The 24,230-nt window shown below is 72.2% G+C and carries 23 protein-coding genes; 11 read left to right on the forward strand and 12 right to left on the reverse strand.

The features are described 5' to 3' along the window. Positions 1 to 4: 4 nt before the first annotated feature. Positions 5 to 1,123 carry a glycerate kinase gene (locus SSP29_RS50040; protein ID WP_089107693.1) on the reverse strand — a complete coding sequence of 373 codons (1,119 nt, stop codon included), beginning with the start codon at positions 1,121 to 1,123 and terminating at the stop codon, positions 5 to 7. A gap of 174 nt (positions 1,124 to 1,297) precedes the next feature. On the opposite strand from SSP29_RS50040, the gene SSP29_RS50045 reads away from it, so the two are divergent. From SSP29_RS50045 to SSP29_RS50055, 3 genes are read left to right on the forward strand one after another with little or no spacing between them, the layout of a single operon-like run. Continuing rightward, a complete protein-coding gene (locus tag SSP29_RS50045) occupies positions 1,298 to 2,392 on the forward strand; it encodes an ADP-ribosylglycohydrolase family protein (protein WP_089107694.1) in 1,095 nt (364 codons plus the stop codon). Continuing rightward, positions 2,389 to 2,883, forward strand: a complete 495-nt coding sequence (locus SSP29_RS50050; RefSeq protein WP_089107695.1) for an NUDIX domain-containing protein — start codon at positions 2,389 to 2,391, stop codon at positions 2,881 to 2,883. The genes SSP29_RS50045 and SSP29_RS50050 overlap by 4 nt, the downstream gene beginning before the upstream one ends. 56 nt (positions 2,884 to 2,939) lie before the next feature. After that, positions 2,940 to 3,677: an SIR2 family NAD-dependent protein deacylase gene (locus SSP29_RS50055; RefSeq protein ID WP_089107696.1), complete on the forward strand. Its 738-nt coding sequence runs from the start codon at positions 2,940 to 2,942 to the stop codon at positions 3,675 to 3,677. Here SSP29_RS50055 and SSP29_RS50060 read toward each other — a convergent pair. Continuing rightward, a complete protein-coding gene (locus tag SSP29_RS50060) occupies positions 3,674 to 4,438 on the reverse strand; it encodes a DeoR/GlpR family DNA-binding transcription regulator (RefSeq protein WP_089107697.1) in 765 nt (254 codons plus the stop codon). The two genes, SSP29_RS50055 and SSP29_RS50060, sit on opposite strands and share 4 nt — an antisense overlap. A 412-nt stretch (positions 4,439 to 4,850) precedes the next feature. On the opposite strand from SSP29_RS50060, the gene SSP29_RS50065 reads away from it, so the two are divergent. Beyond that, entirely contained in the window at positions 4,851 to 5,639 is a 789-nt protein-coding gene (locus tag SSP29_RS50065) for an SAM-dependent methyltransferase (protein ID WP_089107698.1), read from the forward strand. 394 nt (positions 5,640 to 6,033) lie between these two features. After that, positions 6,034 to 6,636, forward strand: a complete 603-nt coding sequence (locus SSP29_RS50070; protein ID WP_150136510.1) for a TetR/AcrR family transcriptional regulator — start codon at positions 6,034 to 6,036, stop codon at positions 6,634 to 6,636. On the opposite strand, the gene SSP29_RS50075 is transcribed toward SSP29_RS50070, so the two are convergent. Both SSP29_RS50075 and SSP29_RS50080 read right to left on the reverse strand, forming a co-directional pair. Continuing rightward, positions 6,633 to 7,172 carry a class II aldolase/adducin family protein gene (locus SSP29_RS50075; RefSeq protein ID WP_245883598.1) on the reverse strand — a complete coding sequence of 180 codons (540 nt, stop codon included), beginning with the start codon at positions 7,170 to 7,172 and terminating at the stop codon, positions 6,633 to 6,635. The two genes, SSP29_RS50070 and SSP29_RS50075, sit on opposite strands and share 4 nt — an antisense overlap. Positions 7,173 to 7,255: 83 nt before the next feature. Further along, complete coding sequence (locus tag SSP29_RS50080; RefSeq protein ID WP_089107701.1) at positions 7,256 to 8,797, reverse strand: aldehyde dehydrogenase family protein; 1,542 nt, start codon at positions 8,795 to 8,797, stop codon at positions 7,256 to 7,258. Between the two features lie 141 nt (positions 8,798 to 8,938). On the opposite strand from SSP29_RS50080, the gene SSP29_RS50085 reads away from it, so the two are divergent. The 5 genes from SSP29_RS50085 (at position 8,939) to SSP29_RS50105 (ending at position 14,895) form a co-directional block, all read left to right on the forward strand. Further along, complete coding sequence (locus tag SSP29_RS50085; RefSeq protein WP_089107702.1) at positions 8,939 to 9,910, forward strand: SMP-30/gluconolactonase/LRE family protein; 972 nt, start codon at positions 8,939 to 8,941, stop codon at positions 9,908 to 9,910. Between the two features lie 114 nt (positions 9,911 to 10,024). Continuing rightward, complete coding sequence (locus tag SSP29_RS50090; RefSeq protein WP_089107703.1) at positions 10,025 to 10,864, forward strand: SDR family NAD(P)-dependent oxidoreductase; 840 nt, start codon at positions 10,025 to 10,027, stop codon at positions 10,862 to 10,864. 129 nt (positions 10,865 to 10,993) lie between these two features. Next, positions 10,994 to 12,172 (forward strand): amino acid deaminase/aldolase, encoded by a 1,179-nt coding sequence (locus tag SSP29_RS50095; protein ID WP_218036983.1) that lies wholly within the window; start codon positions 10,994 to 10,996, stop codon positions 12,170 to 12,172. 52 nt (positions 12,173 to 12,224) lie between these two features. Beyond that, a complete protein-coding gene (locus SSP29_RS50100) occupies positions 12,225 to 13,496 on the forward strand; it encodes an MFS transporter (RefSeq protein WP_089107705.1) in 1,272 nt (423 codons plus the stop codon). 55 nt (positions 13,497 to 13,551) lie between these two features. Continuing rightward, positions 13,552 to 14,895, forward strand: coding sequence for a D-arabinono-1,4-lactone oxidase (locus tag SSP29_RS50105; RefSeq protein WP_089107706.1), 1,344 nt, complete (start codon positions 13,552 to 13,554; stop codon positions 14,893 to 14,895). A gap of 16 nt (positions 14,896 to 14,911) precedes the next feature. Here SSP29_RS50105 and SSP29_RS50110 read toward each other — a convergent pair whose 3' ends face one another. From SSP29_RS50110 to SSP29_RS50120, 3 genes are all read right to left on the reverse strand, one after another. After that, positions 14,912 to 15,394 carry a methylated-DNA--[protein]-cysteine S-methyltransferase gene (locus SSP29_RS50110; RefSeq protein ID WP_089107707.1) on the reverse strand — a complete coding sequence of 161 codons (483 nt, stop codon included), beginning with the start codon at positions 15,392 to 15,394 and terminating at the stop codon, positions 14,912 to 14,914. A 10-nt stretch (positions 15,395 to 15,404) separates the two neighbouring features. After that, entirely contained in the window at positions 15,405 to 16,871 is a 1,467-nt protein-coding gene (locus SSP29_RS50115; protein ID WP_089107708.1) for an AlkA N-terminal domain-containing protein, read from the reverse strand. Between the two features lie 96 nt (positions 16,872 to 16,967). Next, entirely contained in the window at positions 16,968 to 17,858 is an 891-nt protein-coding gene (locus SSP29_RS50120; protein WP_089107709.1) for an SDR family oxidoreductase, read from the reverse strand. 145 nt (positions 17,859 to 18,003) lie between these two features. Here SSP29_RS50120 and SSP29_RS50125 point away from each other — a divergent pair, with 145 nt between their 5' ends. Beyond that, the gene (locus SSP29_RS50125; RefSeq protein ID WP_089107710.1) at positions 18,004 to 18,894 is read left to right on the forward strand and encodes a LysR family transcriptional regulator; all 891 of its coding nucleotides are present in this window, start codon (positions 18,004 to 18,006) and stop codon (positions 18,892 to 18,894) included. 59 nt (positions 18,895 to 18,953) lie between these two features. On the opposite strand, the gene SSP29_RS50130 is transcribed toward SSP29_RS50125, so the two are convergent. The 5 genes from SSP29_RS50130 to SSP29_RS50150 form a co-directional block, all read right to left on the reverse strand. After that, positions 18,954 to 19,400 carry a DUF7144 family membrane protein gene (locus tag SSP29_RS50130; RefSeq protein WP_089107711.1) on the reverse strand — a complete coding sequence of 149 codons (447 nt, stop codon included), beginning with the start codon at positions 19,398 to 19,400 and terminating at the stop codon, positions 18,954 to 18,956. A gap of 33 nt (positions 19,401 to 19,433) precedes the next feature. Then, a complete protein-coding gene (locus tag SSP29_RS50135) occupies positions 19,434 to 19,904 on the reverse strand; it encodes an SHOCT domain-containing protein (RefSeq protein ID WP_089107712.1) in 471 nt (156 codons plus the stop codon). Positions 19,905 to 20,030: 126 nt separating this feature from the next. Further along, the gene (locus SSP29_RS50140; RefSeq protein ID WP_089107713.1) at positions 20,031 to 20,228 is read right to left on the reverse strand and encodes a DUF8691 family protein; all 198 of its coding nucleotides are present in this window, start codon (positions 20,226 to 20,228) and stop codon (positions 20,031 to 20,033) included. A 111-nt stretch (positions 20,229 to 20,339) separates the two neighbouring features. Further along, a complete protein-coding gene (locus SSP29_RS50145; protein ID WP_150136514.1) occupies positions 20,340 to 22,994 on the reverse strand; it encodes a winged helix-turn-helix domain-containing protein in 2,655 nt (884 codons plus the stop codon). Positions 22,995 to 23,258: 264 nt separating this feature from the next. Beyond that, a complete protein-coding gene (locus tag SSP29_RS50150) occupies positions 23,259 to 24,185 on the reverse strand; it encodes a YhjD/YihY/BrkB family envelope integrity protein (RefSeq protein ID WP_089107714.1) in 927 nt (308 codons plus the stop codon). Positions 24,186 to 24,230: the final 45 nt, after the last annotated feature.

Below are 24,230 nucleotides of genomic sequence, written 5' to 3' on the forward strand. Positions count from 1 at the left end.
GCCCTCAGCAGAGAAAGTCCCGCGCGATCTGCTCCGCCACCCGCTCCAGGATCGGCCCGGCGTCCGCGATGCACTTCACCACGTCGGGTTCGACCTCGGTCAGCGGGTAGGCCCGGCGGATCCCGGCCCGGCCGAGCGCCGCCGGCGGCAGGGCGAGCCGGCCGCACACCGCCACGACCTCCTTGCCCGCGGCGCGCGCCGCGGCCGCCACCCCGGCCGGCGCCTTCCCGTGCAGGGTCTGCTCGTCCAGCGAACCCTCGCCCGTGATCACCAGCGACGCCCGCTCCAGCGCGGGCGCGAAGCCCAGGACGTCGAGCATCACCTCGATACCGGGCCGGAAGCGGGCACCGAGCAGCAGGGCGCCGTATCCGATGCCTCCGGCGGCCCCCGCACCCGGCGCGGTCGCGTACTCGACGGCGCGCGGGCCGGCCTCGGCCTCCAGGATCTTCGCGAAGTGGGTCAGCGCCTCGTCCAGGGCCGCCACGTCGTCCGGCGAGGCCCCCTTCTGCGGGCCGTACACCGCGGGCGCGCCCTTCGGGCCGGTGAGCGGGTTGTCGACGTCGCTGGCGAGGACGAGATCGACGGCGGACAGGCGCGGGTCCAGGCCGGACAGGTCCACGCGGGCCAGGTCGGCGAGGCCGCCGCCGCCCGGCGGAACCGGTTCGCCCTCCTCGTCCAGGAACCGCGCCCCGAGCGCCGACAGCATCCCGGCGCCGCCGTCGGTCGTTGCACTTCCCCCGACCCCGAAGACGATGGTGCGCGCACCCGCGTCCAGCGCGGCCCGCAGCAGCTCTCCGGAGCCGTACGTGGAGGCCGTCAGGGGCGCGAAGACACCGCGGGGCAGCCGCTGCAGGCCGCTCGCCTCGGCCATCTCCACGACCGCGGTGCCGTCGCGCAGCGCGAACGCGGCGGTGACCTCCTGCCCCAGCGGCCCGGCGACCGCCCGCTCGTGCCGTTCGAATCCGGCCGCGACGGCCGCGGCCACCGTGCCGTCCCCGCCGTCCGCGACGGGCAGCGCCTCGACGTCGAGGCCGGGCACGATCCGCCTGAGCCCCGCCGTGACCCGCTCGGCGACCTGCACGGCCGTCAGCGAGCCCTTGAACTTGTCCGCGGCGATGAGCACGCGCTGTGTCACCTGTATCCCCTTGCTCTCCGGGCCTCGTGCACGTCAAGGCCAGTCGCGCCGCTGTGACCTTAACCGGAGGACGCCCTCCCCGTCATGCCCCGCCCGAAGCCTGGGAAGGGGCTGGGAACCGGCTGGGAAGACAGGAGGCCCGAAAACGGGTAGACCACAGCCATGAGCACTATGGGACCCGAGTTCGCCGACCGTGTGCTCGGCGGCTGGCTCGGCCGGATCGCGGGCAACATGCTCGGCAAACCGGTCGAGCGGGGCGATCTGTGGACCCGTGAGCGCATCGACGGCTATCTGCGGCGGGCCGCCGCCCTGCCGCTCGGCGACTACCTCCCCGAGCCCGCCGACGAGAGCGACGCCCGCGAGCTGCGCCCCGAGTGGCGGCAGTGCGTACGCGGCCGCGTCCACGGCAGCTGCCGCGACGACGACGTCGACTACGCGATCCTCGGCCTGCACCTGCTGGAGACCCACGGCTTCGGTTTCAGCACCGAGCAGGTCGGCGAGCTGTGGCTGCAACGGCTGCCGTACCTCCAGACCTTCACGGCGGAACGGGCCGCCTACCGCAACCTCGTCAACGGGCTGAAACCGCCCCTCACCGCCACCTACGACAACCCCTGCCAGGAGTGGATCGGCGCCCTGATCCGCGCCGACGTCTTCGGCTGGACCTGCCCCGGAGACCCGCGGCGGGCCGCCGCCCTGGCCCGCCGCGACGCGGTGCTCTCCCATTCGGGGAACGGGGTGTACGGCGCGATGTGGGCCGCCGCGCTGGTCTCGGCGGCGTTCACCGCGCCGACGGTGCGGCAGGCGGTCGACACCGCGCTCACCGTCGTACCGGCGGGCTGCCGCCTGGCCCGGACCGTGCGCCGGGTCGTCTCCCTCCACGAGACCCGGCTGAGCTGGGAGGACACCCTCACCACCGTCTCGGCCGAGACCTCCGGCCTCGGCTGGATCCACGTCGTCCCGAACGTGGCCGTCCTCACCGCCGGGCTGTTGTACGGCGACGGCGACTTCACCCGAACCATCGCCCTCACCGTGCGCGGCGGCCTGGACACCGACTCCAACGGCGCGACGGCGGGCTCGGTGGCCGGGGTGCTGACCGGCGCGAGGGCCGTCCCGGACCAGTGGAAGGCCCCCCTTGAGGACACGGTCCGCAGCGCCGTCTTCGGCTTCGACGGGGCCCGCATCAGCGACCTGGCGGAGCGCACCGCGCGCCTCGCCCGGACGAACGCGGAGTCCGCACTGGCTACTCTTCCCGAGTGACCACGACTGACGCATACGCCGAGTACATCGCGAGCCTTCCCCGGATCCTCGCCGGGGCCGCCGCGCTCATCCGGGACGCCGAGGGACGGGTGCTGCTCGTCGAGCCCAACTACCGGGAGGGCTGGGCCCTGCCGGGCGGAACCGTCGAGTCCGACGACGGGGAGACGCCGCGCCAGGGCGCCCGCCGGGAGACCCTGGAGGAGATCGGCCTGGACCGCGAGATCGGCCGGCTGCTGGCCGTGGACTGGGTGCACGGCACGGGCCGGCCGCCGATCGTCGCCTACCTCTACGACGGCGGTGTCGTCTCGGCCGCGGACCTCAAGGCGATCCGCCTCCAGGAGGAGGAGCTGGTGTCCTGGCGGCTGGTCCCCCGCGCGGAACTCACCGCCCATCTGCCGGGCTCGCTGGGCCGCCGCGTCCTGGCCGCACTGGACGTCCTGACCGAGGGCTCGGGCACCGCCGAGCTGGAGAACGGCCACCGGGTGAGCTGAGCAGCCCACCGATATCCGCTCGCCGCCCGCACCGGCCCCGCCCTACCCTCGAACACATGACCAAGCCCCTCGTCGCCATCCTCAGCGGCGCCGGTATCTCGACCGACTCCGGGATCCCCGACTACCGCGGCCCGAACGGGCTGTGGCGGAAGGATCCCGAGGCCGAGAAGCTCGTGACGTACGAGTACTACATGGGCGATCCGGAGATCCGGCGCCGGTCCTGGCAGATGCGGCGCAAGAACCGGACGCTGAAGGCCGAGCCGAACGCCGCACACCGGGCCGTCGCCGAACTGGAGAAGTCGGGTACACCCGTACGGGTGATCACGCAGAACGTGGACGGACTGCACCAGCTCGCCGGGATGCCCGCCCGCAAGGTCCTCGAACTGCACGGATCGGCGCGCAGCGTGGTGTGCACCAAGTGCCATGTCCGGGGGCCGATGGCGGACGCGATCGCCCGCGTCGAGGCCGGCGAGGAGGACCCGCCGTGCCTGCAGTGCGGGGGCATCCTCAAGTCCGCGACCGTCATGTTCGGCGAACGCCTCGACCCGGACGTCCTCGGCGAGGCCCTCGCCATCAGCAAGGCCTGCACCGTCTTCATCGCCGTCGGCAGCAGCCTCCAGGTCCAGCCCGCCGCCGGCCTCGCGGGCGTGGCCGCCGACCACGGCGCCCGGCTCGTCATCGTCAACGCCGAGTCGACGCCGTACGACGAACTCGCCGACGAGATCATCCGCGAACCGATCGGTACCGCGCTGCCCAAGCTGGTACATCGGCTGAGCGGGGAGAGCGGCTCCTAGGCTCTGCCGGGGCTCACCCGCATCACGATCACGCCCGCTTCCTCCAACGCCGTCCAGGCCGCAGTGCCGGACCGTGCGTTGGTCACGACGACGTCCAGGTCCTCCGGATCGCAGATCTTCACCATGCCGGTTCCGGGGAACTTGGTGTCGTCCACAAGCAGAGCCACCTTGTCGCTGGCGGCGATCATGGCACGTCTGGCCGGTACTTCGGCGACCGTGGTGTCCATGACCTGAGCACCCGCGCGGACGCCGCAAGCCCCCATGAAGAACCAGTCGGCGTGCACCTGGCGAAGGTTGTCCTCTGCCATGAAGCCGTCCAGCATGCGCGATTCCCGGATGACCATGCCGCCGAGCAACATGAGCTCGACGTTCTCGTCCGGGACGAGTTCCTCGTACACCGCCAGGTTGTTGGTGATCACGGTGATCCGACGCCCGTGCAACCGGCGGGCCAGGCGGTAGACGGTCGAACCGGAGTCGAGGATGACCGACTGACCGTCCTCGATCATCGTGGCCGCCTTGGCGGCTATGGCGTCCTTCGCATCCAACTGGGCTTCGGCAGCCTCGGTGAACGGCGCGGGGTCCTCCTCGATGACCGCTCCGCCATGAACACGCGTGAGCAACCCGTCCTCCTCCAGCTTGAGGAGATCACGACGGACTGTCGCGGCACTGGCTTCCAGGCGACCGGCAAGATCCGTCACGGTGGCGGTGCCGCCGGATCTCAACGCCTGCAGGATGAGTTGATGTCGTTGTTCAGCCAGCACGCGGCAAGACACTACACGGCCCCGGCTGGACAACTCCCTTGCCCTCAAGTCACTTTGAGCCGAGGCGACACCCATACTCATGCCGTGTCGCCGCAGACTCGGATCTCGGCAAATCACACCGGCCTGCTGCTCCCGGTCACATCCGCACACGCCCTCCTGCCGACTGCCCTCGACACGCACACGCGGGTACGACCCGTCGCCCCTCGCTTATCGGATCAAGGACCGGACCTCCGCCCTCTCGGAAGCGGGAGGCCAGCACCGCGGCGCGACCGGTCGCGCGGACATCGAGCGCCAATTCTGCGTGAGGGCTGGGCCGATGGCACAATCGCCATGCCCTCTACTGCCTCTTCCACGGCGCCCGAAGCGACCACGGTGAGTCGGTCAGCGATCTAGTCACACGCTGGAGTCATGCATGACGGCAGACCCCTCCTGCGAAAGTCGTATCGATACCAGCAGGCCCCACCCGGCACGCGTCTACGACTGGCTGCTGGGCGGCAAGGACAACTATCCGGTTGACGAGGAGGTGGCGTCGAAGCTGCCGCCGGAAGCGCGTCTCAACGCCATGCGCAACAGGGCGTTCATGCACCGCGCGGCGGCCTGGCTGGCCGGCAACGGCATCGACCAGTTCCTCGACATCGGTACGGGCATCCCGACCCAGCCGAACCTGCATCAGATCGTGCAAGGCATAGTGCCGTCGGCGCGGATCGCCTACGCCGACAACGACCCCATCGTGCTGCGGCACGCCGAGGCTCTGCTCATCAGCAGTCCCGAGGGAAGCACCGACTACATCGAGGCCGACGTACGGAAGCCGGGAGTCATCCTCGACCACGCCCGTACGTTCCTGGACTTCACCCGGCCCGTCGCGCTGTCGATGATCGCGCTGATGCACTTCATCACCGACGACGAAAACCCCTACGGTCTTACACGGACGCTTCTCGACGCGCTGCCCCCGGGCAGTTACTTCATGTTCTCCCACGGCACCACCGATGAGCACCCGCACCTCGCCAAGTCGGTGACCACGACCTACCGCAAGGGCGAGATCCCGCTGCGCATGCGTACGCGGGCCGAGATCGAGCCGTTCTTCGAGGGCCTGGAACTGGTGGCTCCAGGGCTGGTCACAGCGACCAGGTGGTACAAGGATTCACCGGCTCCCACCGAGGAACTGAGCGGCTTCTACGTCGGCGTCGCCCGCGTGCCGTAAGGATGTCTCGCACCCGAGGGCAGGGACGGCCGACGACGGCGGGCTGCACCGCCAACTCTTTGACCGCGGACTTGACTTGCCCGATCAGGCGGGCAGTACGTCGCCGGTGCCGCTCCAGCACTCCGGGCAGCGATCCGGCTCTGGCCCCGTTTCGAGTCACGGTGCCGGAGCCGGCGGCACGACCGCACCGGCGGACTGCGAAAGGCTGGGCTTCCTCCGAGGCAACGGGTTCTTCGAGGGTGACTGTCACTTCGGCCCCGTGAAGCGTGACAGTGCCCCACACTGCGGCGCTGCGGGTGCGGAAGCGAAGAATCGCGGATTTGGTCAACCGTCCAAGACGCTGCGATAGCATGGGGGCACACGCATTCCGTTCTCGAAGCAGAAGGCGAGCCAGATGTCCCGTATGGCAGCGAAGGACCGACGCGAGGAGCTGATCGCGGCGGCGCTTCGGGTGATGATCCGGGAGGGCGTCGTGAAGGCGACCACACGGGCCATCGTCAACGAGGCGAAAATGCCGCTGGGCGTCTTCCATTACTGCTTCAACTCGCGCGAGGAACTGCTTCAGGAGGTCCTCACCCGCTTCACCGACGCCACGGTGACCGCCGCGCGGAAGACGTTCGAAGGGGAGGGCGACCTCGGATCGCGGATCACCAGGAGCCTGGGCGCCTTCTGGGGCACCGTCGAGCTCAGTCCGGGAGAGCACCAGGTCAGCTATGAACTCACGCACTACGCCCTGCGCCAGGCCGGGTTCGAGGACCTGGCCCGGCGTCAGTACCAGCACTACCGCGAGGTCCACCAGGAGCTCCTGGAGGAGGCCGCCGAGGCCGCGGGCATCGAGTGGGCCGTGCCCGTCCCGGTGCTGGCCCGGTACCTCAACGCGGTGCTCGACGGCATCACCTTGAGCTGGCTGGTCGACCGCGACAGCGAGCACAGCCGCGAGGTCCTGCGCCTGACCGGCGATCACCTCCTGACGCTGGCCCGCCCGCGAGCGGCCTAGTCGAACAGGTCGGGCTGTTCCGCGGTGACCTGGTCCCAGAGCGGACGGAACTGGAACCAGCCCGCCAGCGGACCGGAGATCTGGTCGCGGACGGTCCGCGCCGTCTCGGGGTCGATGAGTGCGGGCTCCCCGGCGGCCATGGCCAGCAGCTGGGCCTGGCAGGACCGTTCCATGGTGATGAAGTACCAGGCCGCCTCGGCGACGGACGCGCCGACCGTGAGCAGTCCGTGGTTCCGCAGCACGACGGCCTTGCCGTCACCCAGGGCCGCGCCGATGCGCCGGCCCTCCTCGGTGTCGTTCACCACGCCCCGGTAGTCCGAGTAGATGCCGTGGTCCTCGTAGAAGGCGCAGGCGTCCTGGGTGATCGGTGCCAGCGGGACGCCGAGGCTGGAGAAGGCCTTGCCGTGCACGGAGTGGGTGTGCGCCGCCGCGAGTTCCTGCTTGCGCACCGCGCGCTCCTGCTCGAAGCTCAGGTTCCGCTGGGGCAGCGGCAGGGAGACGCCTTCGGGCAGGGTGCCGACGGAAGCGTGTGTCATCGCTTCGGGGGTCATGGTCATGGTCTGGCCCTCTCGTGAAGTGCCGGGTGCGTGAACTGCGTCAACTGCGGGTTCGTGCGGCGCTAATCGGCGCGGCCGCGCAGGCCTCTGCCGTACATGACGTCCACCAGGCGGAGGAGGAACCGGTAGGCCGAGGGCTCGTACGGGATCATGTGCATGTCCCGGCGCATCGGGAACCGGTTCGCGCTGACGGCCTGGAGCCGGGTGTACTTGAGGAATCCCTCGGCCCCGTGGCGGACCCCGAGGCCCGACTCCTTCCAGCCGCCCATCGGCAGGCCCAGGGCCATGTAGTTGGTCTGGGCGTCGTTGATGGTGACGCATCCGGCCTCGAACCGTTCGGCGAGGCGGCGGGCGCGCTTCATGTCCGATCCGACGATCGAGGCCTGGAGGCCGTATCTGCTGTCGTTGACCAGGCGGAGGGCTTCCTCAGCGTCGGCGACCTTCATCACCGGGAGTGTGGGGCCGAAGGTCTCCTCCTGCATGCACTTCATGCTGTGGTCGACGTCGACGAGCAGCGTCGGTTCGAAGAACCTGCCGGGTCCTGCGGAGGCCCGTCCGCCGACGAGCACGCGGGCGCCCTTGCGCACGGCGTCCTCGACATGGTCCTCGATGACCGCCAGCTGGAGCGGGAAGGTGACGGCGCCCACGTCGACGCTGCCGAGCCCGGCCGGCCGGCCCGAGGTGACCTGCTGGAACCGTTCCCGCAGCAGGGTGAGGTACGCGTCGTACACCGGCGCCTCGACGTAGACCCGCTCCACCGAGGTGCACATCTGCCCGCCGTTGGACAGGGCCCCCTGGATCGTGACGTTGACGGCCCGCTCCAGGGCGGCGTCGGCGAGGACGACCAGGGCGTCCTTGCCGCCGAGCTCCAGTGAGCAGGGGACGAGGCGCTCGCCCGCCCGGGCCGCGACCTGGCGGCCGGTCCTGGTCGATCCGGTGAACATCACGAAGTCCACGGTGTCCACGACCGCGCGCCCGGTGGCGCCCGCGCCGGTGACGACCTGGAAGACGCCCTCGGGCCAGTCGCACTCGCGGGCCATCCGCTCCATGAGCAGCGCGGTGAGCGGGGTCTGTTCGGAGGGCTTGAGGACGACCGCGTTGCCGGCGGCGAGCGCGGGGACGGCGTCCCCGAAGGAGTTGAGCAGCGGGTTGTTCCAGGGGCCGATGACTCCGACGACACCGCGCGGCACCCTGCGCGTGTACATGCTGCGGCCGAGGACGAAGGGCGAGAGGGAGCGGACCTTCGCCGGCGCGAGCAGGCCGCGGGCCCGCTTCGCCCAGTAGGAGAAGGCGGCGGCGCAGTAGACGATCTCGACGATCGCATCCTCCCGCGCCTTGCCGTTCTCCTCGACGATGCGGTCGGCGACCTCCTCCCGGTGGGCCAGCAGCCAGCGGCGGCCGCGCGCCAGGAACCCGGCGCGAACCCGGGTGTCCAGCCCGGCCCAGCCCCGCTGCGCCCGCCGGGCACGCTCCACCGCCCGCGCCACCTCTTCCGCGGACGTGTCGGGCACCTCGCCGACCACCGCTCCGGTGGCGGGGTCGTCCACCGCGATACGTGCCCCCGCCGGAGGTCCTGCTGCGACGAGGGATTGGTTCTGGGTCACGAAAACTCCCCACCGGAACGTTGACTTCTCTTCGCCCAGAATGAGACGGTCGCCCGTACAAGTCAAGCGTCTTGTACAAGCGTCCAAGTCGCGGGAGGAGTGCTGAACCCTCTCGATCCCGCGCCCTGAAGGAGCGGTCGGATGAAAAGGACGGCATCGGTCGCACTGAGCGGCCTGGGCGTTCCCGAGTCCCTGCGCTGGCACCGGGGAGCCCTGTGGTTCTCGGATCTCGCGCACGGCACGGTGCACCGATGGGACGGCACCGGAGAGCCGGAGACGGTGCTCAAGGTCCCCGGCAGGGCGGGCGGACTCGGCTGGCTGCCCGACGGCCGCCTGCTCGTCGTCTCCATGGACGGCGGCTGCGTGTACCGCCTGGAGGCCGACGGCGGACTGGTCGAACACGCCGACCTGCGCCACATCGCCGGCGGTCCCGTCAACGACATGCTCGTCGACCCCGAGGGGTGTGCCTACGTCGGCAACTTCGGCTTCGACTACCACGCCCACGTCCGTGCACACCCGAACTCCATGCTCTACGCGCCGCCCGGCCCGCCGAGAGCGCCGGTCGCCTGCCTGGCGCCGGACGGCAGCCTGCTCGGGCTGACCGAGCCCCTGCTCTTCCCGAACGGGACCCTGCTCAGTCCCGACGGCAGAAGCGTGATCGTGGCCGAGAGCCTGGCCATGCGACTGACCGCCTTCTCCAGGAACCCCGACGGCTCCCTGACGGATCCGAGACCGTGGGCACCCCTGATCCCACCGCTCCTGTGGCGCCTCGTGAACCACCCGGGGACGGCCGGCCGCATCACCCGCAGGATCTCGGCGGTCCTGGACCACCCCGCCGTCTCCAGGCGCTCCTCGTCCCCGATCGCACCGGACGGCATCGCATGGGACGCCGACGGCACGTCGATATGGGTCGCGAACGCCCTGCGAGGTGAGTGCGTGCGCGTCGCACCGGGCGGCCGGGTCGTCGAACGGGTCGCCACGAGCCAGCACACCCTGAGCTGCCTGATGGCCGGAGCCGACGGGCGCACCCTCTTCGCCGCCACCGCCCCGACGGACGACCCCGTCCGCGCCGCCGAACTCAACGGCGGCCGCGTCGAGCTGGTGCGGATGTGAGCCCCAAAGTCCCGAAGTCCCGAAGTTCCGAAGTTCCGAAGTCCCGAAGCAACAATTCGCGCGAATTCGATCTGAACAATTGACTTGGACAGTTGACCAGGAGAGTCTGTGGCCATGTCCCGAACATCAGAGAAGAGCCGGGTCATCCTCGTGACCGGCGCGGCCGGCGGCATCGGAGCCGCCATCGCGGAACTGGCGATCGCCCGCGGCCATCGCGTCCTGCTGACCGACGTGGACGAGGACGCCGTCCTGACCCGGGCCCGCGCCCTCGGCGAACGCGCCGCCGCCCACGCCCTGGACATTCGCTCCCCCGAGGAGTGGAGCCGGGCCTTCGACGCGGCCCAGGAACGATTCGGGGCCGTCGACGTGCTGGTCAACAACGCCGGCATCACCCACACCGGGAACGCCCGCGATCTCCGCCCCCAGCAGCACCGCGACATCGTCGAGATCAACCTGCTCGGCACCGTCACGGGGGTCTGCACGGCGCTCGGACGCATGACCGCGCAGGGCCACGGTCACATCATCAACGTCTGCAGCATGACGTCGTTCCTGCCACTGCCCGGATACGCCACCTACGGGGGGACGAAGCACGGACTTCGCGCCTTCCACCACAGCGTCGCGATGGAGGAACGCGACGGACCGGTGGACTTCACGATCGTCCACCCGCCGTCCACCCGGACCGGCATGCTCGTCCAGGAGATGGCAGACCCCACCTCCGCCATCGCCTTCGCGGAGAAGTCGTACGCCCCGGAGCAGATCGCCGAGGCCGTTGTCGACGCGGTCACCAGCAGGCCGGTCGAAGTGGTGTTCCCGCCGATCGCCGGCCGCGTGCAGCGGATCGCCGGAGTCCTCCCCGGGCTGATGCGCCGCATCATCCCCGTCGTCGAGGCCAGAGGCCGGCGGCAACGGGCACGGCTGCTCTCCGCTCCGGGGATCCCGTCATCCGGGAACTGAGGGGGGCTTTCCCCCGCCCGCTCTTCGAACGAACCTCCCAGAAAGGGTGCGGATGTGAGTACGCACGGCACGTTCCGGCAGGACGCCAAAGGGGCCGCAGCCGCTGTCGGCGGACCGGACCAGGACCGGATGATCCAGCTGAACCGGGCCACGGAACACCTGGACCCGCCGTTCGCCGTGGTGGATCTGGACGCCTTCGACGGCAACGCCGCCGAGCTGCCCCAGCGGGCGGCCGGACGGGCGACCATCCGTCTGGCCAGCAAGTCGGTCCGCAGCCGCGAGCTGATCGGGCGTGCCGTCCGGCGTCCGGGGTACCGGGGAATCCTCGCCTTCACGCTGCCGGAGGCCCTGTGGCTGGCCGAGGAGCACGAGGACGTGGTGATCGGGTATCCGACGACGGACCGCACCGCACTGCGGCGGCTCGCCTCGGACGAGCGCGCGGCCTCGCGCATCACCCTCATGATCGACTCGATAGGCCAGCTGGACTTCGTGGACGAGGCGGTGGGCGCCTCCCGCCCCGACATCCGCGTCTGCATCGATCTGGACGCCTCGCTGGAACTGGCCGGAGGCCGCGTCCACCTGGGTCCGTACCGGTCGCCCGTGCACTCCCCCCGGCAGGCCGCCGCACTCGCCCGCGCCGTCCAGGACCGGCCCGGATTCCGGCTGGCCGGGCTCATGTCCTACGAGGGCCAGATCGCCGGCCTGGGCGACAACCAGCCCGGGTCGCTGCTCAGGCGGGCCGCGATCCGCGCCATGCAGCGCCTCTCCGCCGCCGAACTGGCCGACCGGCGCGCGGCGGTCGTGGCCGCCGTGGAGGCCGTGGCACCGCTGGAGTTCGTCAACGGCGGCGGTACGGGCTCCATCGAACAGACCTCCTCCGAACACGTCATCACCGAGATCGGTGCCGGATCGGGGCTCTACGGGCCCGGGCTCTTCGACTTCTACCGGCGTTTCCGCCCCCGTCCCGCCGCCTTCTTCGTCATGTCCGTGGTGCGCCGCCCGAGCGCCAGGATCGCCACCGTGCTCGGCGGCGGCTGGATCGCCTCCGGCCCGGCCGGCCTCGACCGTCAGCCCACGTTGACCTGGCCGCAGGGCCTGCGCACCAACCCCCGGGAGGGGGCCGGCGAGGTCCAGACCCCGGTCCTGGGCGCCGCCGCGCACGGACTGCGGCTCGGCGACCACGTGTGGTTCCGGCACGCCAAGGCCGGCGAGCTGTGCGAACGCGTCAACACACTCCACCTGGTGTCCGGCGCGGAGATCGTCGACGAGGTCGCGACCTACCGGGGCGAGGGACACGCCTTCCTGTGAGCCGTTCCTGATCCGGTCCCGAACAGCCTCGTTTCCGCTCCCCGGAGGCCGTATGCCCACCGATTTCCACCCTCCGGCCCCCATGCCGGCGGCCGCTGCCGCGACCGACGCCGGCCATGCGCCGACCGATCCCGTCTCCCGGGGCTGGATCACCCTGTTCGGCCTGGTCTGGTTCGGATACTGGATGGCGAGTCTGGTCCCCCTGCAACTGCTGCTGCCCCAGCAGCTGGAGATCATCGACCCGGCGTCCAAGGTCCGGAGCCTCGCCGTCGTCAACGCCCTCGCCGGACTGGTCTCACTCGTCGCCCTCCCGGTGTGCGGGGCGCTGTGCGACCGCTCCCGGAGCCGCTTCGGACGACGCAGGCTCTGGCTGGCGGGCGGTGCGCTGTCCTTCGCGGCCGGGCTGGCCGTCACCGGGGAGCAGACGACGGTGACCGGCGTGACCCTGGCGTGGTCGGCGAGCATGGTCGGCCTCAGCGCCGCCACCGCCGGGCTGACCGCCATGATCGCCGACCGCGTCCCCGTCGGCCAGCGCGGCGTGGTGTCCAGCACGATCTACGGCCCCCAGTCCCTCGGCGTGGTGACCGGCATCGCCCTCGTCTCCGCGTTCGCGCTCTCCCCCGCGAGCGGCTACCTCGTCGTCGCGGCCCTGCTGATCGTCTGCACCCTGCCGTTCCTCGCGCGCTTCCGTGACACCACGTACGGCTCCGAGCCCGCGCTGCGGCTGCGCACGCTGCTCACCTCCATGGGCCGCTCGCTCAGGAACCGTGACTTCGCCTGGGCGTTCGGCGGACGGCTGCTGGTCAACCTGGCGAACTCGCTGGGTGTCTGTTACACCCTCTACTTCCTGACCGACGACCTGAAGGTCCCCGATCCGGCCGGCAGCCTGCTGGCCTGCACGGCCCTGTACCTCCTGGCCGGTGTCCTGGCCAGCTCCGTCGCCGGGGTGCTCTCCGACCGCCTCGGCAGACGGCGGATCTTCGTGGCACTGGCGGCGCTGCTCCAGGCGACCTCGGGTTTCCTGCTGGCGAGCTTCCCCGACTTCGGCGTCACGCTGGTCGCGTCCGCCGTCATGGGCGGCGGTTTCGGCGCCTACATGGCCGTCGACCAGGCTCTGATCACCCAGGTCCTGCCGGATGCCGAGAGCCGGGCCCAGGACCTCGGGATCATGAACATCGGCACGATCGTCCCGCCCGCGCTGGCCCCTCTGATCGCCAGCTTCGTCATCACCTCCGACCGCGGCTATCCGCTCCTGTTCTCCTGCGTCGGCGTGGCCGCGAGCGTGGGGGTCCTGCTCGTGTACCGCGTTCGGTCCGTCAGATAGCGGCGCCGGGCCACCCCGCGCCCGACCCCCGATACCCCCAGAAGGAAGGAAAGCCGTGGACACCCTCCGCTCCGACGTCCCCCAGCACAGAACGAGCCCGAAGCCGGACACCTGGCGGAACTGGGCCGGGAACGTCACCGCCCGCCCGGCCCGGGTGGTCTCCCCCGCCTCGGTGGCGGAGCTGTGCGCCGTCGTCCGCCAGGCGGCCGAGGACGGGCTGCCCGTGAAAGCGGTGGGCAGCGGCCACTCCTTCACCACCGCCGCCGCCACCGACGGCGTACTGATCCGCCCCGACCGGCTCAGCGGCATCCGGGCGATCGACCGGGAGGCCGGCACCGTCACGGTGGCGGCGGGCACCCGGCTCAGGACGCTGAACATGGCTCTGGCCGCGCAGGGCCTGTCGCTCACGAACATGGGCGACATCATGGAACAGACCGTGGCCGGCGCCACCAGCACGGGCACCCACGGCACCGGGCGCGCCTCGGGTGCCATCTCCGCGCAGATCCGTGGCCTGGAACTGGTGACGGCGGACGGCTCGCTGCTGAGGTGCTCGGCGACGGAGAACCCGGAGGTGTTCGCGGCGGCGCGCGTCGGACTCGGCGCCCTGGGTGTCGTCAGCTCGCTCACCTTCGCCGTCGAGCCGCTCTTCCTCCTCGCCGCGCAGGAGGAACCCATGACGTTCGACAAGGTCACCGCGGCCTTCGACGAACTCCACGCGCACAACGACCACTTCGAGTTCTACTGGTTCCCGCACACGGACAACTGCACCACCCTGCGCAACAACCGGACCGTCGGCCCGCACGCACCGCTGGGCCGGCTCAAGGCGTGGTTCGCCGACGAGTTCCTCTCCAACAACGTCTTCCAGGCGCTCAGTTCCGTGGGCCGGGCCGTTCCCGCCGCCGTACCGGCGATCGCACGGATCACCAGCCGGGGCCTCTCGGCCAGGACCTACACGGACATCCCCTACAAGGTCTTCACCAGTCCGCGCCGCGTCCGGATGATCGAGATGGAGTACGCCGTCCCGCGCGCGGCCGTCCTCGACACCCTCCGCGAGCTCAAGACCATGGTCGAGCGCTCCGATCTGCGTATCGGCTTCCCGGTCGAGGTCCGCACCACCCCCGCCGACGACATCGCCCTCTCCACGGCGTCCGGACGCGACAGCGCCTATATCGCCGTCCATGTGTACCGGGGCATGCCCTGCCGGCGGTACTTCGCCGAGGCGGAACGCATCTTCGTCGCGCACGAGGGGCGGCCGCACTGGGGCAAGCTCCACACCCGGGACGCCGCCTACTTCGCGACCGCCTATCCCCGGTTCGACGAGTTCAGGGCACTGCGCGACCGGCTCGACCCCGACCGGCGCTTCGGCAACGCCTATCTGCGCCGGGTGCTGGGCGACTGACCCGGTCGCCGGGCTGTCAGAAGAGGCCCGCTCCCCGTTCGAAGTCCAGCAGGCGCTGCTTGCGGGGCAGGCCGCCGCCGTAGCCGGTGAGGCTGCCGTTCGCGCCGATCACACGGTGGCAGGGCACGATGATGCCGATCGGGTTCTTCCCGTTGGCGAGGCCGACCGCGCGGGAGGCCTGCGGATTGCCCAGGGCTTCGGCCAGTTCGCCGTACGACCGGGTCTCGCCGTAGGGGATCAGGCGCAGTTGCTCCCAGACACCGCGCTGGAACGGGGTGCCGTTCAGGCGCAGTTCGAGGGTGAACTCCTTCAACTCGCCCGCGAAATAGGCGGAGAGCTGGTCCTCGGCCTCGGCGAAGAGGTCGTCGTCGCGGTCGCCGAAGGTCTCCTCGGGCGGGCGGTGGCGCTGGTCCTCCATGTAGAGGCCGCAGAGGGTGCCGTCCTCGGCCACCAGGGTGAGGGGGCCGTAGGGGCTGTCGGTCACGGTGTGGTTCTTCACGGCAACGTCCTTATACGGGTAGGAAGTTGATCGGGTGGCTGTCGGTCGCCCACAGATACTGGACGGCGTAGGCCCGCCAGGGGCGCCAGGCCGCCGCGCGTGCGGTGAGGGCGGCCGGGGTGCCGGGCAGGCCCAACTCCTGGGCGGCGCGCCGGATTCCGAGGTCGGTGGGGAGGAAGGCGTCGGGATCGCCGAGGGCGCGCATGGCGATGACGTCGACGGTCCACGGGCCGAAGCCCGGGAGGGCGAGGAGCTTGGCGCGCGCCTCGGACCAGTCGCTCTCGACGCCCAGGTGGAGGGTGCCGTCCGCGAGCCGGCCGACCAGTGTGGTGAAGGTGGTGCGGCGGGTGCGGGGCATCGCCAGGGAGTCGGGGGGCACCTCCGCGAGCGCCTCGGGGGACGGGAAGAGATGGGTGAGGCCGCCCTCGGGGTCGTCCACCGGGGTGCCGTGGGCGGTCACCAGGCGGGCCGCGTGGGTGCGGGCGGCCGCCGTGGAGACCTGCTGGCCGAGCACGGCCCGGACGGCGAACTCCGCCTCGTCGACCGTGCGCGGCACCCGCCGCCCGGGCGCCTTGTCGACCAGCGGCGCCAGGAAGGGATCCGCGCGCAGCCGGTCGTCGACGGCGACCGGGTCGGCGTCCAGATCGAGCATCCGCCGGCACCGGCTGATGGCGACGGGCAGGTCGCGCAGGTCGCTGAGGGTGAGCCGGCAGGCGATGTGGTCGGGCTTCGGGGCGAGGGCGGCGATGCCGTGGCCGTACGGCAGCCGCAGGGTCCGCCGGTAGGCGCCGTCCCGCCACTCCTCGACGCCGGGTACGGCGGTGGCCGCGAGGTGGCCGAAGAGGTTGTCGGGGTTGAGGGGGGCGCGGAAGGGCAGGCGGAGGGCGAGTGCGCCCGGGGCCTGATGCGCCGACTTGGGGCGGCGGTCGCGCAGTTCGCTCGGGGAGAGGGCGAAGACCTCGCGGACGGTGTCGTTGAAGGTGCGGATCGAGGAGAAGCCGGCCGCGAAGGCGATCTCCGCCATCGGCAGGGCGGTCGTCTCGATCAACAGGCGTGCGGTCTGGGCGCGTTGGGCGCGGGCGAGGGCCAGCGGGCCGGCGCCGAGTTCGGCGAGCAGTTGGCGCTCCACCTGCCGGGGGCTGTAGCCGAGGCGGCCGGCGAGGCCGGGAACGCCCTCGCGGTCCACGACCCCGTCGGCGATCAGCCGCATGGCGCGGGCGACCAGGTCGGCGCGCTGGTTCCACTCCGGGGAACCGGGGCTGGTGTCGGGACGGCAGCGCTTGCAGGCCCGGAACCCGGCCTGCTGGCAGGCGGCCGCGCTCGGGTAGAACGTCATGTTCTCGGGCTTGGGCGGTACCACCGGGCAGCTGGGCCGGCAGTAGATGCGGGTGGTCAGGACGGCCGTGAAGAACCAGCCGTCGAACCGCGCGTCCTTCGACTGCACGGCCCGCACGCAGTGCTCGCGGTCGAGGTGCATCCCTTTCTGCATGGGTCCAGCATCGGCCACCGGGTGGGGCCGATGCTGGCGGAAATCCGACACCAAGGTGGGCTGACCTGAGGCCGGGCGGGGGGCTCAGCCGAAGTAGTGGTCCTGGTCGAGGTCGGCCAGCAGCTCCGGCTGCGCGGGCCGCCAGTCGTACCGCTCGCGGGTGGCGGCGCCGGATGTCGGGTTGTCGTTGCCGACGAAGGCCGCCATCCAGCCGAAGTGGCCGGACGCCTCCTCCCGTGCGAGGGAAACGACCGGCACGTCGAGGCGGCGGCCGATGACCTCGGTGATGCCGCGGAGCGGGACGCCCTCGTCGGCGACCGCGTGCAGCACGGCCCCGGCCGGAGCCGTCTCCACGGCCTTGCGGTAGAGGGTGGCGGCGTCGAGACGGTGCACGGACGACCAGCGGTTGGTGCCGTCCCCCAGGTAGGCGGCGACACCCTTGTCGCGGGCGACGCCGATCAGGAACGGGACGAAGGCGTGGTCGCCTGCTCCATGCACCTGAGGGAGCCGGATCACCGACACCCGCACCCCGCGGTCGGCCAGGGCCAGGGCGGAGCGTTCCGCCTCGGCCCGGTGGGCGCCGGGGCCCGCGAGGTCGGGCGTGTCCTCCTCGGTGCCGAGGCGGCCCGGGGCGAGGAGGCCGGTCACGGAGGTGACGACCAGAGGCCGGCCGGACTCGGCGAGCGCGTCACCGAGGGCCTTCAGCGCGTCGAGTTCGGTACGGAGAGCGCCGGGCATGTCGGAGAAGTCATGGTTGTACCCCGTGTGGACCACCCCGTCCACCGCTCCCGCCGCGCCCCGTAGCCCGTCGACGTCGTTCAGGTCGCCCCGGTGCACCTCCGCCCCCACCTCCTTCAGAGCCGCCTCGGCCGCGTCCGAGCGGGCGAGACCGAGCACCTGGTGGCCGGCGCCGAGCAGTTCGCGGACGACCGCGCTGCCGATGAACCCGGTGGCGCCGGTGACGAACACACGCATGACGAATCACCTCACGGAGAGTGAATGTGCTGGGATGACTCCAGCGTGCGCCCGGCCCGGGCCCCGGGTCCAAGACCTGTTCCGCACCCGGTGATGCCCGTCCGGTCATGACCGCAGCTCACGGCGGCGGGAGTAGAGTCGAGGCGTGCCCGATTCCCTCGTACCGCCGGTGGACCTGGAGCTGCGCCTGGTGCGCTACTTCACCGTGGTCGCCGAGGAGCTGCACTTCGGCCGCGCGGCCGACGCACTGCATCTCGCCCAGCCGTCGCTGAGCCGTCAGATCCGGCGTCTGGAGCACCAGTTGGGCGCCCGGCTGCTCGACCGCACGCCGCGCGGGACCCGGCTCACCGAGGCCGGGGAGGTCTTCCTTCCCCAGGCCAGGGAGCTGCTGCGGACGGCGGGCCGGGCCGCCGCGAGTGCGCGCTCGGCGGCCGCGCACGGCACGTTCACCGTCGGCTACACCACCAACATGATCGTCACCCCGGCCGTACGCGAGCTGCGCCACGGCCACCCGGCGGCCGACGTCCGCACCCTGCACGTGGACTGGAACGAACCGCGGGACGCGCTGCTGGACCACCGGGTCGACGTGGTGGTGACCCGGTTCCTGTTCTCCTCCGACGGCCTGGACATCACGGTCCTCTACGACGAGCCGCGCGTCCTCCTGGTGCCGCTCGGCCACCGGCTGGCCGGCAAGGAGTCGGTCACCCTCGCCGACTTCGCCGACGAGCCGCTCCCCCGTTTCACCGGCGCCGACCGGATCGGGGCGAATCCCCCCGGCCACACCAACCTGGGCCCCATGGTGGAGACGCTGGAGGACAAGCTGGAGCTGGTCGCGAGCGGTGAGGTGGTGTCCCTGGCGCCGGCCGGGTTCCGCGGCAGTGTGCGGCCGGACATCACCCTCGTCCCGGTCGAGGACGCCGCCCCCGTCCAGGTCGTGCTGGCCACGCGCGCCGGCGACCAGCACCCTCTGGGCACGGCCTTCCGCCGCGCGGCCGAGGCCCGGCTGGTGCCCGACGGTGCTGACAGGTCACGCTGAACGTGCGGGACTCGGTGTGACCGGAGTCCCGCACGCGGGGTGCGGCACGGGCCGGGCCGTCAGCCCAGGTCCGTGCCCGTTTCCGCCGAGTCGTCGCCGCGCGCCACGCACAGCGCCCAGATGATGAACCCGGACAGCGCGATCATCACCACGGACCAGACCGGGTAGTACGGCAGGGACAGGAAGTTGGCGATGATCACCAGCGCGGCGATGGCCACACCGGCGCCGCGTGCCCACGCGGCCGGCTGGAAGAGGCCGATGCTGACGACCACGGCGATCACGCCCAGGACCAGATGGATCCAGCCCCAGCTGGTGAGGTCGAACTTGAACACGTAGTTGGGGGTCGCCACGAAGACGTCGTCCTGGGCGATCGCCATGATGCCCCGGAACACCGCGAGCAGGCCGGCGATCAGGAGCATGACGGCGGCGAAGGCGGTCAGTCCTCCGGCCCACGCCATCTTGGCGGTGTGCTGGTGCGGGTGGTGCGCGGGATGTGTGGCGGTCATAGGGCTGCCTCGATTCGTTCTCGGAGGGGGTGCTCAGCGCCCGTGGGCGGTGGGCACCGAGCCGGAGCGCTCGGCCGGCCCGTAGTCGCTCAGGACGAGTGCCTTGGCCTTGCGGAACTCCTCGTCCGAGATGTCACCGCGGGACTTCATCTCGGAGAGCTTGGCCAGTTCGTCGACGCTGCTGGTCTGCCCGGGGCCGCCCTGCGCGGTCTGCCGGATGTACGACTCGAACGCCTTCTGCTGGTCGCGGGCCTGGGCGATCTCCCGCTGTCCCATGCCCTTGCCGCGGGCGATCACGTAGACGAGGACGCCCAGGAAGGGGACCACGATGCAGAGGGCCAGCCAGCCGGCCTTGGCCCAGCCGCCCATCGAGTCGTCGCGGAAGATGTCCACGATGATCCGGAACAGCAGGACGAGCCACATGATCCACAGGAAGAGCCACAGCATCGTCCAGAAGGCGCTCAGCAGCGGATAGTCGTATGCGAGGTAGGTCTGCGCGCTCATGTACGTCCTCCGTCCACGGCGCCGGCCGGTCGGCCGCGCCCTGCCGTCCCAGCGTGCGCACGGCGGGCGCCGGGGTTCCTCACCCGGTGCGGGTGATCGTGCGCCGCTCCCGCGACCGCGCCCCGGTCACTCCGGCAGGCGCCGCATCTCCACGACCCGCAGCCCCAGCGACAGGCAGCGGTTCAGAAGGCCGTACAGATGCGCCTCGTCGACGACGGGGCCGAACAGGACCGTCTCGCCGGACATCGTCACGTGTTCCATCTCCGGGAAGGCCCGGGTCAGCGTCTCCGACATGGTCCCTTCGACGCGGATCTCGTAGCGCATGAGCCGTCTCCCGCCGCGGGTCTGCTGCGGTCTGTCCGGTGATCCTGCCTCCCCCGGCCACCCGCCGGCCTCACCCGGCGCAGGTGAACCGGGGGCCGGTGCCGGCAGCGGTCACAGCAGTCCGCGCTCGCGGGCCCGGCGCACCGCGTCACCGCGCCGGCCCACGCCGAGTTTCCGGTAGATGCTCTTGAGGTGCGTCTTCACCGTGTTCACGGAGACGTACAGATCGGCGGCGATCTCCTGCGTGGACATCATCTGCGCCAGCCGGCCGAGCACCTCGCGCTCACGGCCGCTCAGCTCCTCGACGAGCAGCGGCGGGGAGTCGGCGCCGGGGCCGTCGCCGTACAGCCAGCCCGCGGCCAGGCCGTGCAGCGGCGGGGTGTCCAGGAGGCGGCGGATCCCCGGCCCGGCGTCGAGGAACGGACGTCGCAGCCGGTCCCGGCGTGCCTCCAGGAGGGCTCTGGCGAGGAGCTTGCGGGCGGTGCCGGCGTCCCCCGCCTCGGCCGCGGCGCGGGCCCGCACCAGGGTGGCCCGGACCGTGACCCCGAGGCCGGTCCGGCCTTCCGTGCACAGCCGCCCGGCCGTCTCGACGGCTTCCTCACGGTGGCCGGCGGCGAGCCGTGCCCACGCGACTTCCGCGGCGCACACGGGTCCGCCGGGGCGCTCGATCCCGTCCAGCACCTCGGCGGCCCGGCCTGGCCGGCCCTCGGCGAGCAGGACGGCCGCGGCGGCCAGGGCCGCGTTGGCCTCGGCCCAGGGCGAGGTCACCTGCGTCCGTACGGCCGGGTCGGCCGCGTGCGCGGCGGCGGCCGGGTCGCCGAGGGCGAGGTGCAGCCGGCCCGTCACCAGGGCGCGGTACGCCTCGGTCACCGGGTCGGGCACGCCGGGGCCGGGGCCGTACTCGGCGGCCTCGGCCAGCAGGGCCCGGGCCCGACCCAACTCGTCGCGGTCGACGGCCACGGCGGCCAGCACCAGCTGTCCGAGCCCGGCGCCGGGGAACGGGCGTCCGCCGCAGTGCCGTGTCGCGTCCGTCGCGGCCAGGGCCCGGCTCTCCGCGCGGTCGGGCCGGCCGTCGAAGTAGTCGATCAGGGCCAGGTGCCCGAGACAGTCCTCCCGGGGCAGTTCGGTCACGGCGTCACCGGGCAGGTCGGCCACCTCGGTCAGGGCGGCGCGCGCCTCGTCGAAGTGCCCGGCCCACACCCGGGCCGAGCCCAGATGGGTCTGGAGCAGGGCGGTGAGCTCGGGATGCCTGGCGAGGAGGTGGGCCGGCACCTCGCGGCGCAGTCGCGCGGCCTCGGACACCGCCTGCTCGGCGCGGTCCGGGGAACCGGTCAGCCTGGCCGCGAGGGATTCCAGGAGCACGCAGCTCAGCCGGCCGGCGGCGGTGGTCGCACCGGGGGGCAGGCTCTCCTCGGCGCGGCCGAGGTGGGCCAGGCCGTGGTCGAGATCGTGCTCGGACAGCGCGCGGGCCGCGCGCACCAGGTCCACGGCCGCTCCGGTGGCCTCCGGGCCCATCCCGGAGAACAGCCGGGTGAGGTCGTCGGCGCGCAGACCGGTGAGGAGCCGGCCGATCGCCAGGTCGTCGACGAGGATGCCGGCGGTGCACTCCCAGTCGGCGGCCGCCGCGCCGTGGGCCAGTGCGTCGGGCACCGCGCCGTGGGCCCGCAGCCACCGGGCGGCGCGCCGGTGCAGTTCGGGTTCGAGCCCCGGGGAGCGCGCCCGCAGGTGGACCCCGAGGATCTCCCCGAACAGCGGATGCAGCCGGTACCAGGAGTGTCCGAGGTCCTCGACGAAGGCGTTCTGCCGGCACAGCCCGGCCAGCAGCGGCCCGGCGTCCGGGCGGCCCGTCAGCGCCTCCGCCAGCTCGGGGCCGAACCGGTCCAGGACGCTGACGCGCAGCAGCAGGTCCTGCGTCTCGGGCGGCTGCCGTCCGACCACCTCGGCGAGGAGGAAGTCGGCGATGGTGCTGTGGCCGGCCTCGAACTCCTTCAGGTACGTCTCCGGGTCCGTGCTCTGCTGGGCGGCCAGGGCGCTCAGGCGCAGTCCGGCCGCCCAGCCCCCGGTGCGCTCCACCAGGGCGCGGGCGGCGTGGGCAGGCAGCCGCAGGCCGTGCCGGGCCAGCAGGTCGGCCGCCTCCTCGGGGGTGAAGGCCAGCTCCTGGTTCCTGATCTCGGTCATGGCCGCCGCGGCCCGGTAGCGGTGCAGGGGCAGCAGGGGTTCGGTGCGGGTGACGAGGATCAGCCGCAGTCCCCGTCCGGCGTGGTGGAGGACGAATTCCAGCTGCTCGGCGGTCTCCGGGGCGGCCAGCCGGTCGAACTCGTCGAGGACGAGGATCGCGGGCCGGTCGCGTCCGTTCAGTTCGTCGGCGAGGCGGGCCAGCAGCCGGTGGTCCACCATGCGGATGCCCTCGGGAGAGCCGCCGATTCCGGCGGGCAGCGGGGTTCCGGCGGTGTGCAGGGCGTGCAGCACATAGGCCCAGAACATGCCGGGTCCCTGGTCGCCCGCCTCGTTGGTGAGCCAGGCGACCGGTTGGCCGAGCCCGGCCGCCCAGTCGGCGACGAGGAGGGTCTTGCCGGCTCCGGCGGCGCCGTTGACCATGGTCAGCGGGGTGTCGAGGGCCTGGTCGAGGTGTGCGGTCAGCCTGGGTCTGCGGACGAAGGTGGCGGGTCTGGCCGGCACGGCGAACCGGGTGCGCAGAAACGGCTCCCCCAGTGGATCGGCGTACCCGACGGCCGGCCCCCGTGTGCTGTCGTCCCTCGCGGCCACAGAGATCACCTCCCGGGTCCGGTCGGCCGTGGTCGGCACTCCACCCGATCAGGATCCCAGCGTCGGCGCCGCCGCGCAGGGCGCGTGGTGGGGCCTACGGCCCGTCGCCGGTCCCTCGGTGGCCGGCGGCCGTCCCTCGGCACCGGCGGCCGCCCCGGCATCCCGGCATCCACGCCGCCCCGGCGCCCCGCCATCCCGGTATCCCGGCAGCCCGCCGCCCCGGCATCCGGCCGTCCCGGCACCCCGGCACCCCACGCCCCGGCGTCAGGACGTCCGCGCCTCCGGGTCCCGGCCGGGCGGTGGGCTGCCGAGGCGGGTGGCGAGGAACGGCTCCTGGGCGAGGACCGCTCCGGTGCTGACGCTGACGGTGGCGGCCAGGCAGACCACGATCAGCCAGGACAGGAGCACGAACACCGAGCCCACCGAGCCGTACTCGGCCACGGTGCGGTCGAGCGTGCGCGGCAGGTACAGCCGGGCGGTCCCGGTCAGGGCGGTGAGGGCGGCCGCCGTGAGCAGGGCGCCGGGCAGCAGGGGTCGCCAGGCGATCCGGCCGCCGAGGAGCAGGTGCTGCGTCCACCACCACAGGCCGGTCTGGCAGACGAGGGTGACCGGGATGCCCAGCCAGACGCCCAGGCCGAGGCCGTTGTGCAGGGTGCCCTGCAGGAGCAGGGCACCGATCCACAGGGCGAGCCAGGCCACCCAGCGCCAGGGGGCGACCCGGATGCCGCCGCGGGGGATCGCCCAGGCGCGTTGGCACAGCCGTTGCACGGCCCGGCTGACGGCGGTGGCCGAGATCAGCACCATGAGTCCGCCGACCACGCCGGTGGTCTGCCGCAGGCTCTCGTTCGGGGGCTGCATCAGCTGCTGGACTCCGGTGTCGACCGGGCCGGTCAGTCCGAACACCGAGCGCATGGAGCGGAGCAGCTGGTCACGGACGACCGGCGGGGCGTAGGCGGCGAAGACGAAGAGCAGCGGAACGGCGGTCAGGAAGCACTGGGCGGCCAGGCGGGTGGCGGTGTCGAAGATGTTCACGGACACCATGCGTTCCGCGAGGTGCGTGACGACGGGGAACCGGGTCTCCGCCCGCCGGTGCGCGGCCTTCGCGGCGGCGACCAGGCGTGCGGTCCGCTCGCGCCACCGGGACACGCCGAACCGGGACCCGCTGCGCGGCCTCCGCCCGCTGGTCGGCATCGCCTGCTCCTTTCCCTGCCGTCCAGGGTGCGGGGCGGGCGGTGC

Origin of the sequence: Streptomyces hyaluromycini (genome assembly GCF_002217755.1) — a bacterium.
In the GTDB taxonomy this organism is placed as follows: Bacteria; Actinomycetota; Actinomycetes; order Streptomycetales; family Streptomycetaceae; genus Streptomyces; species Streptomyces hyaluromycini.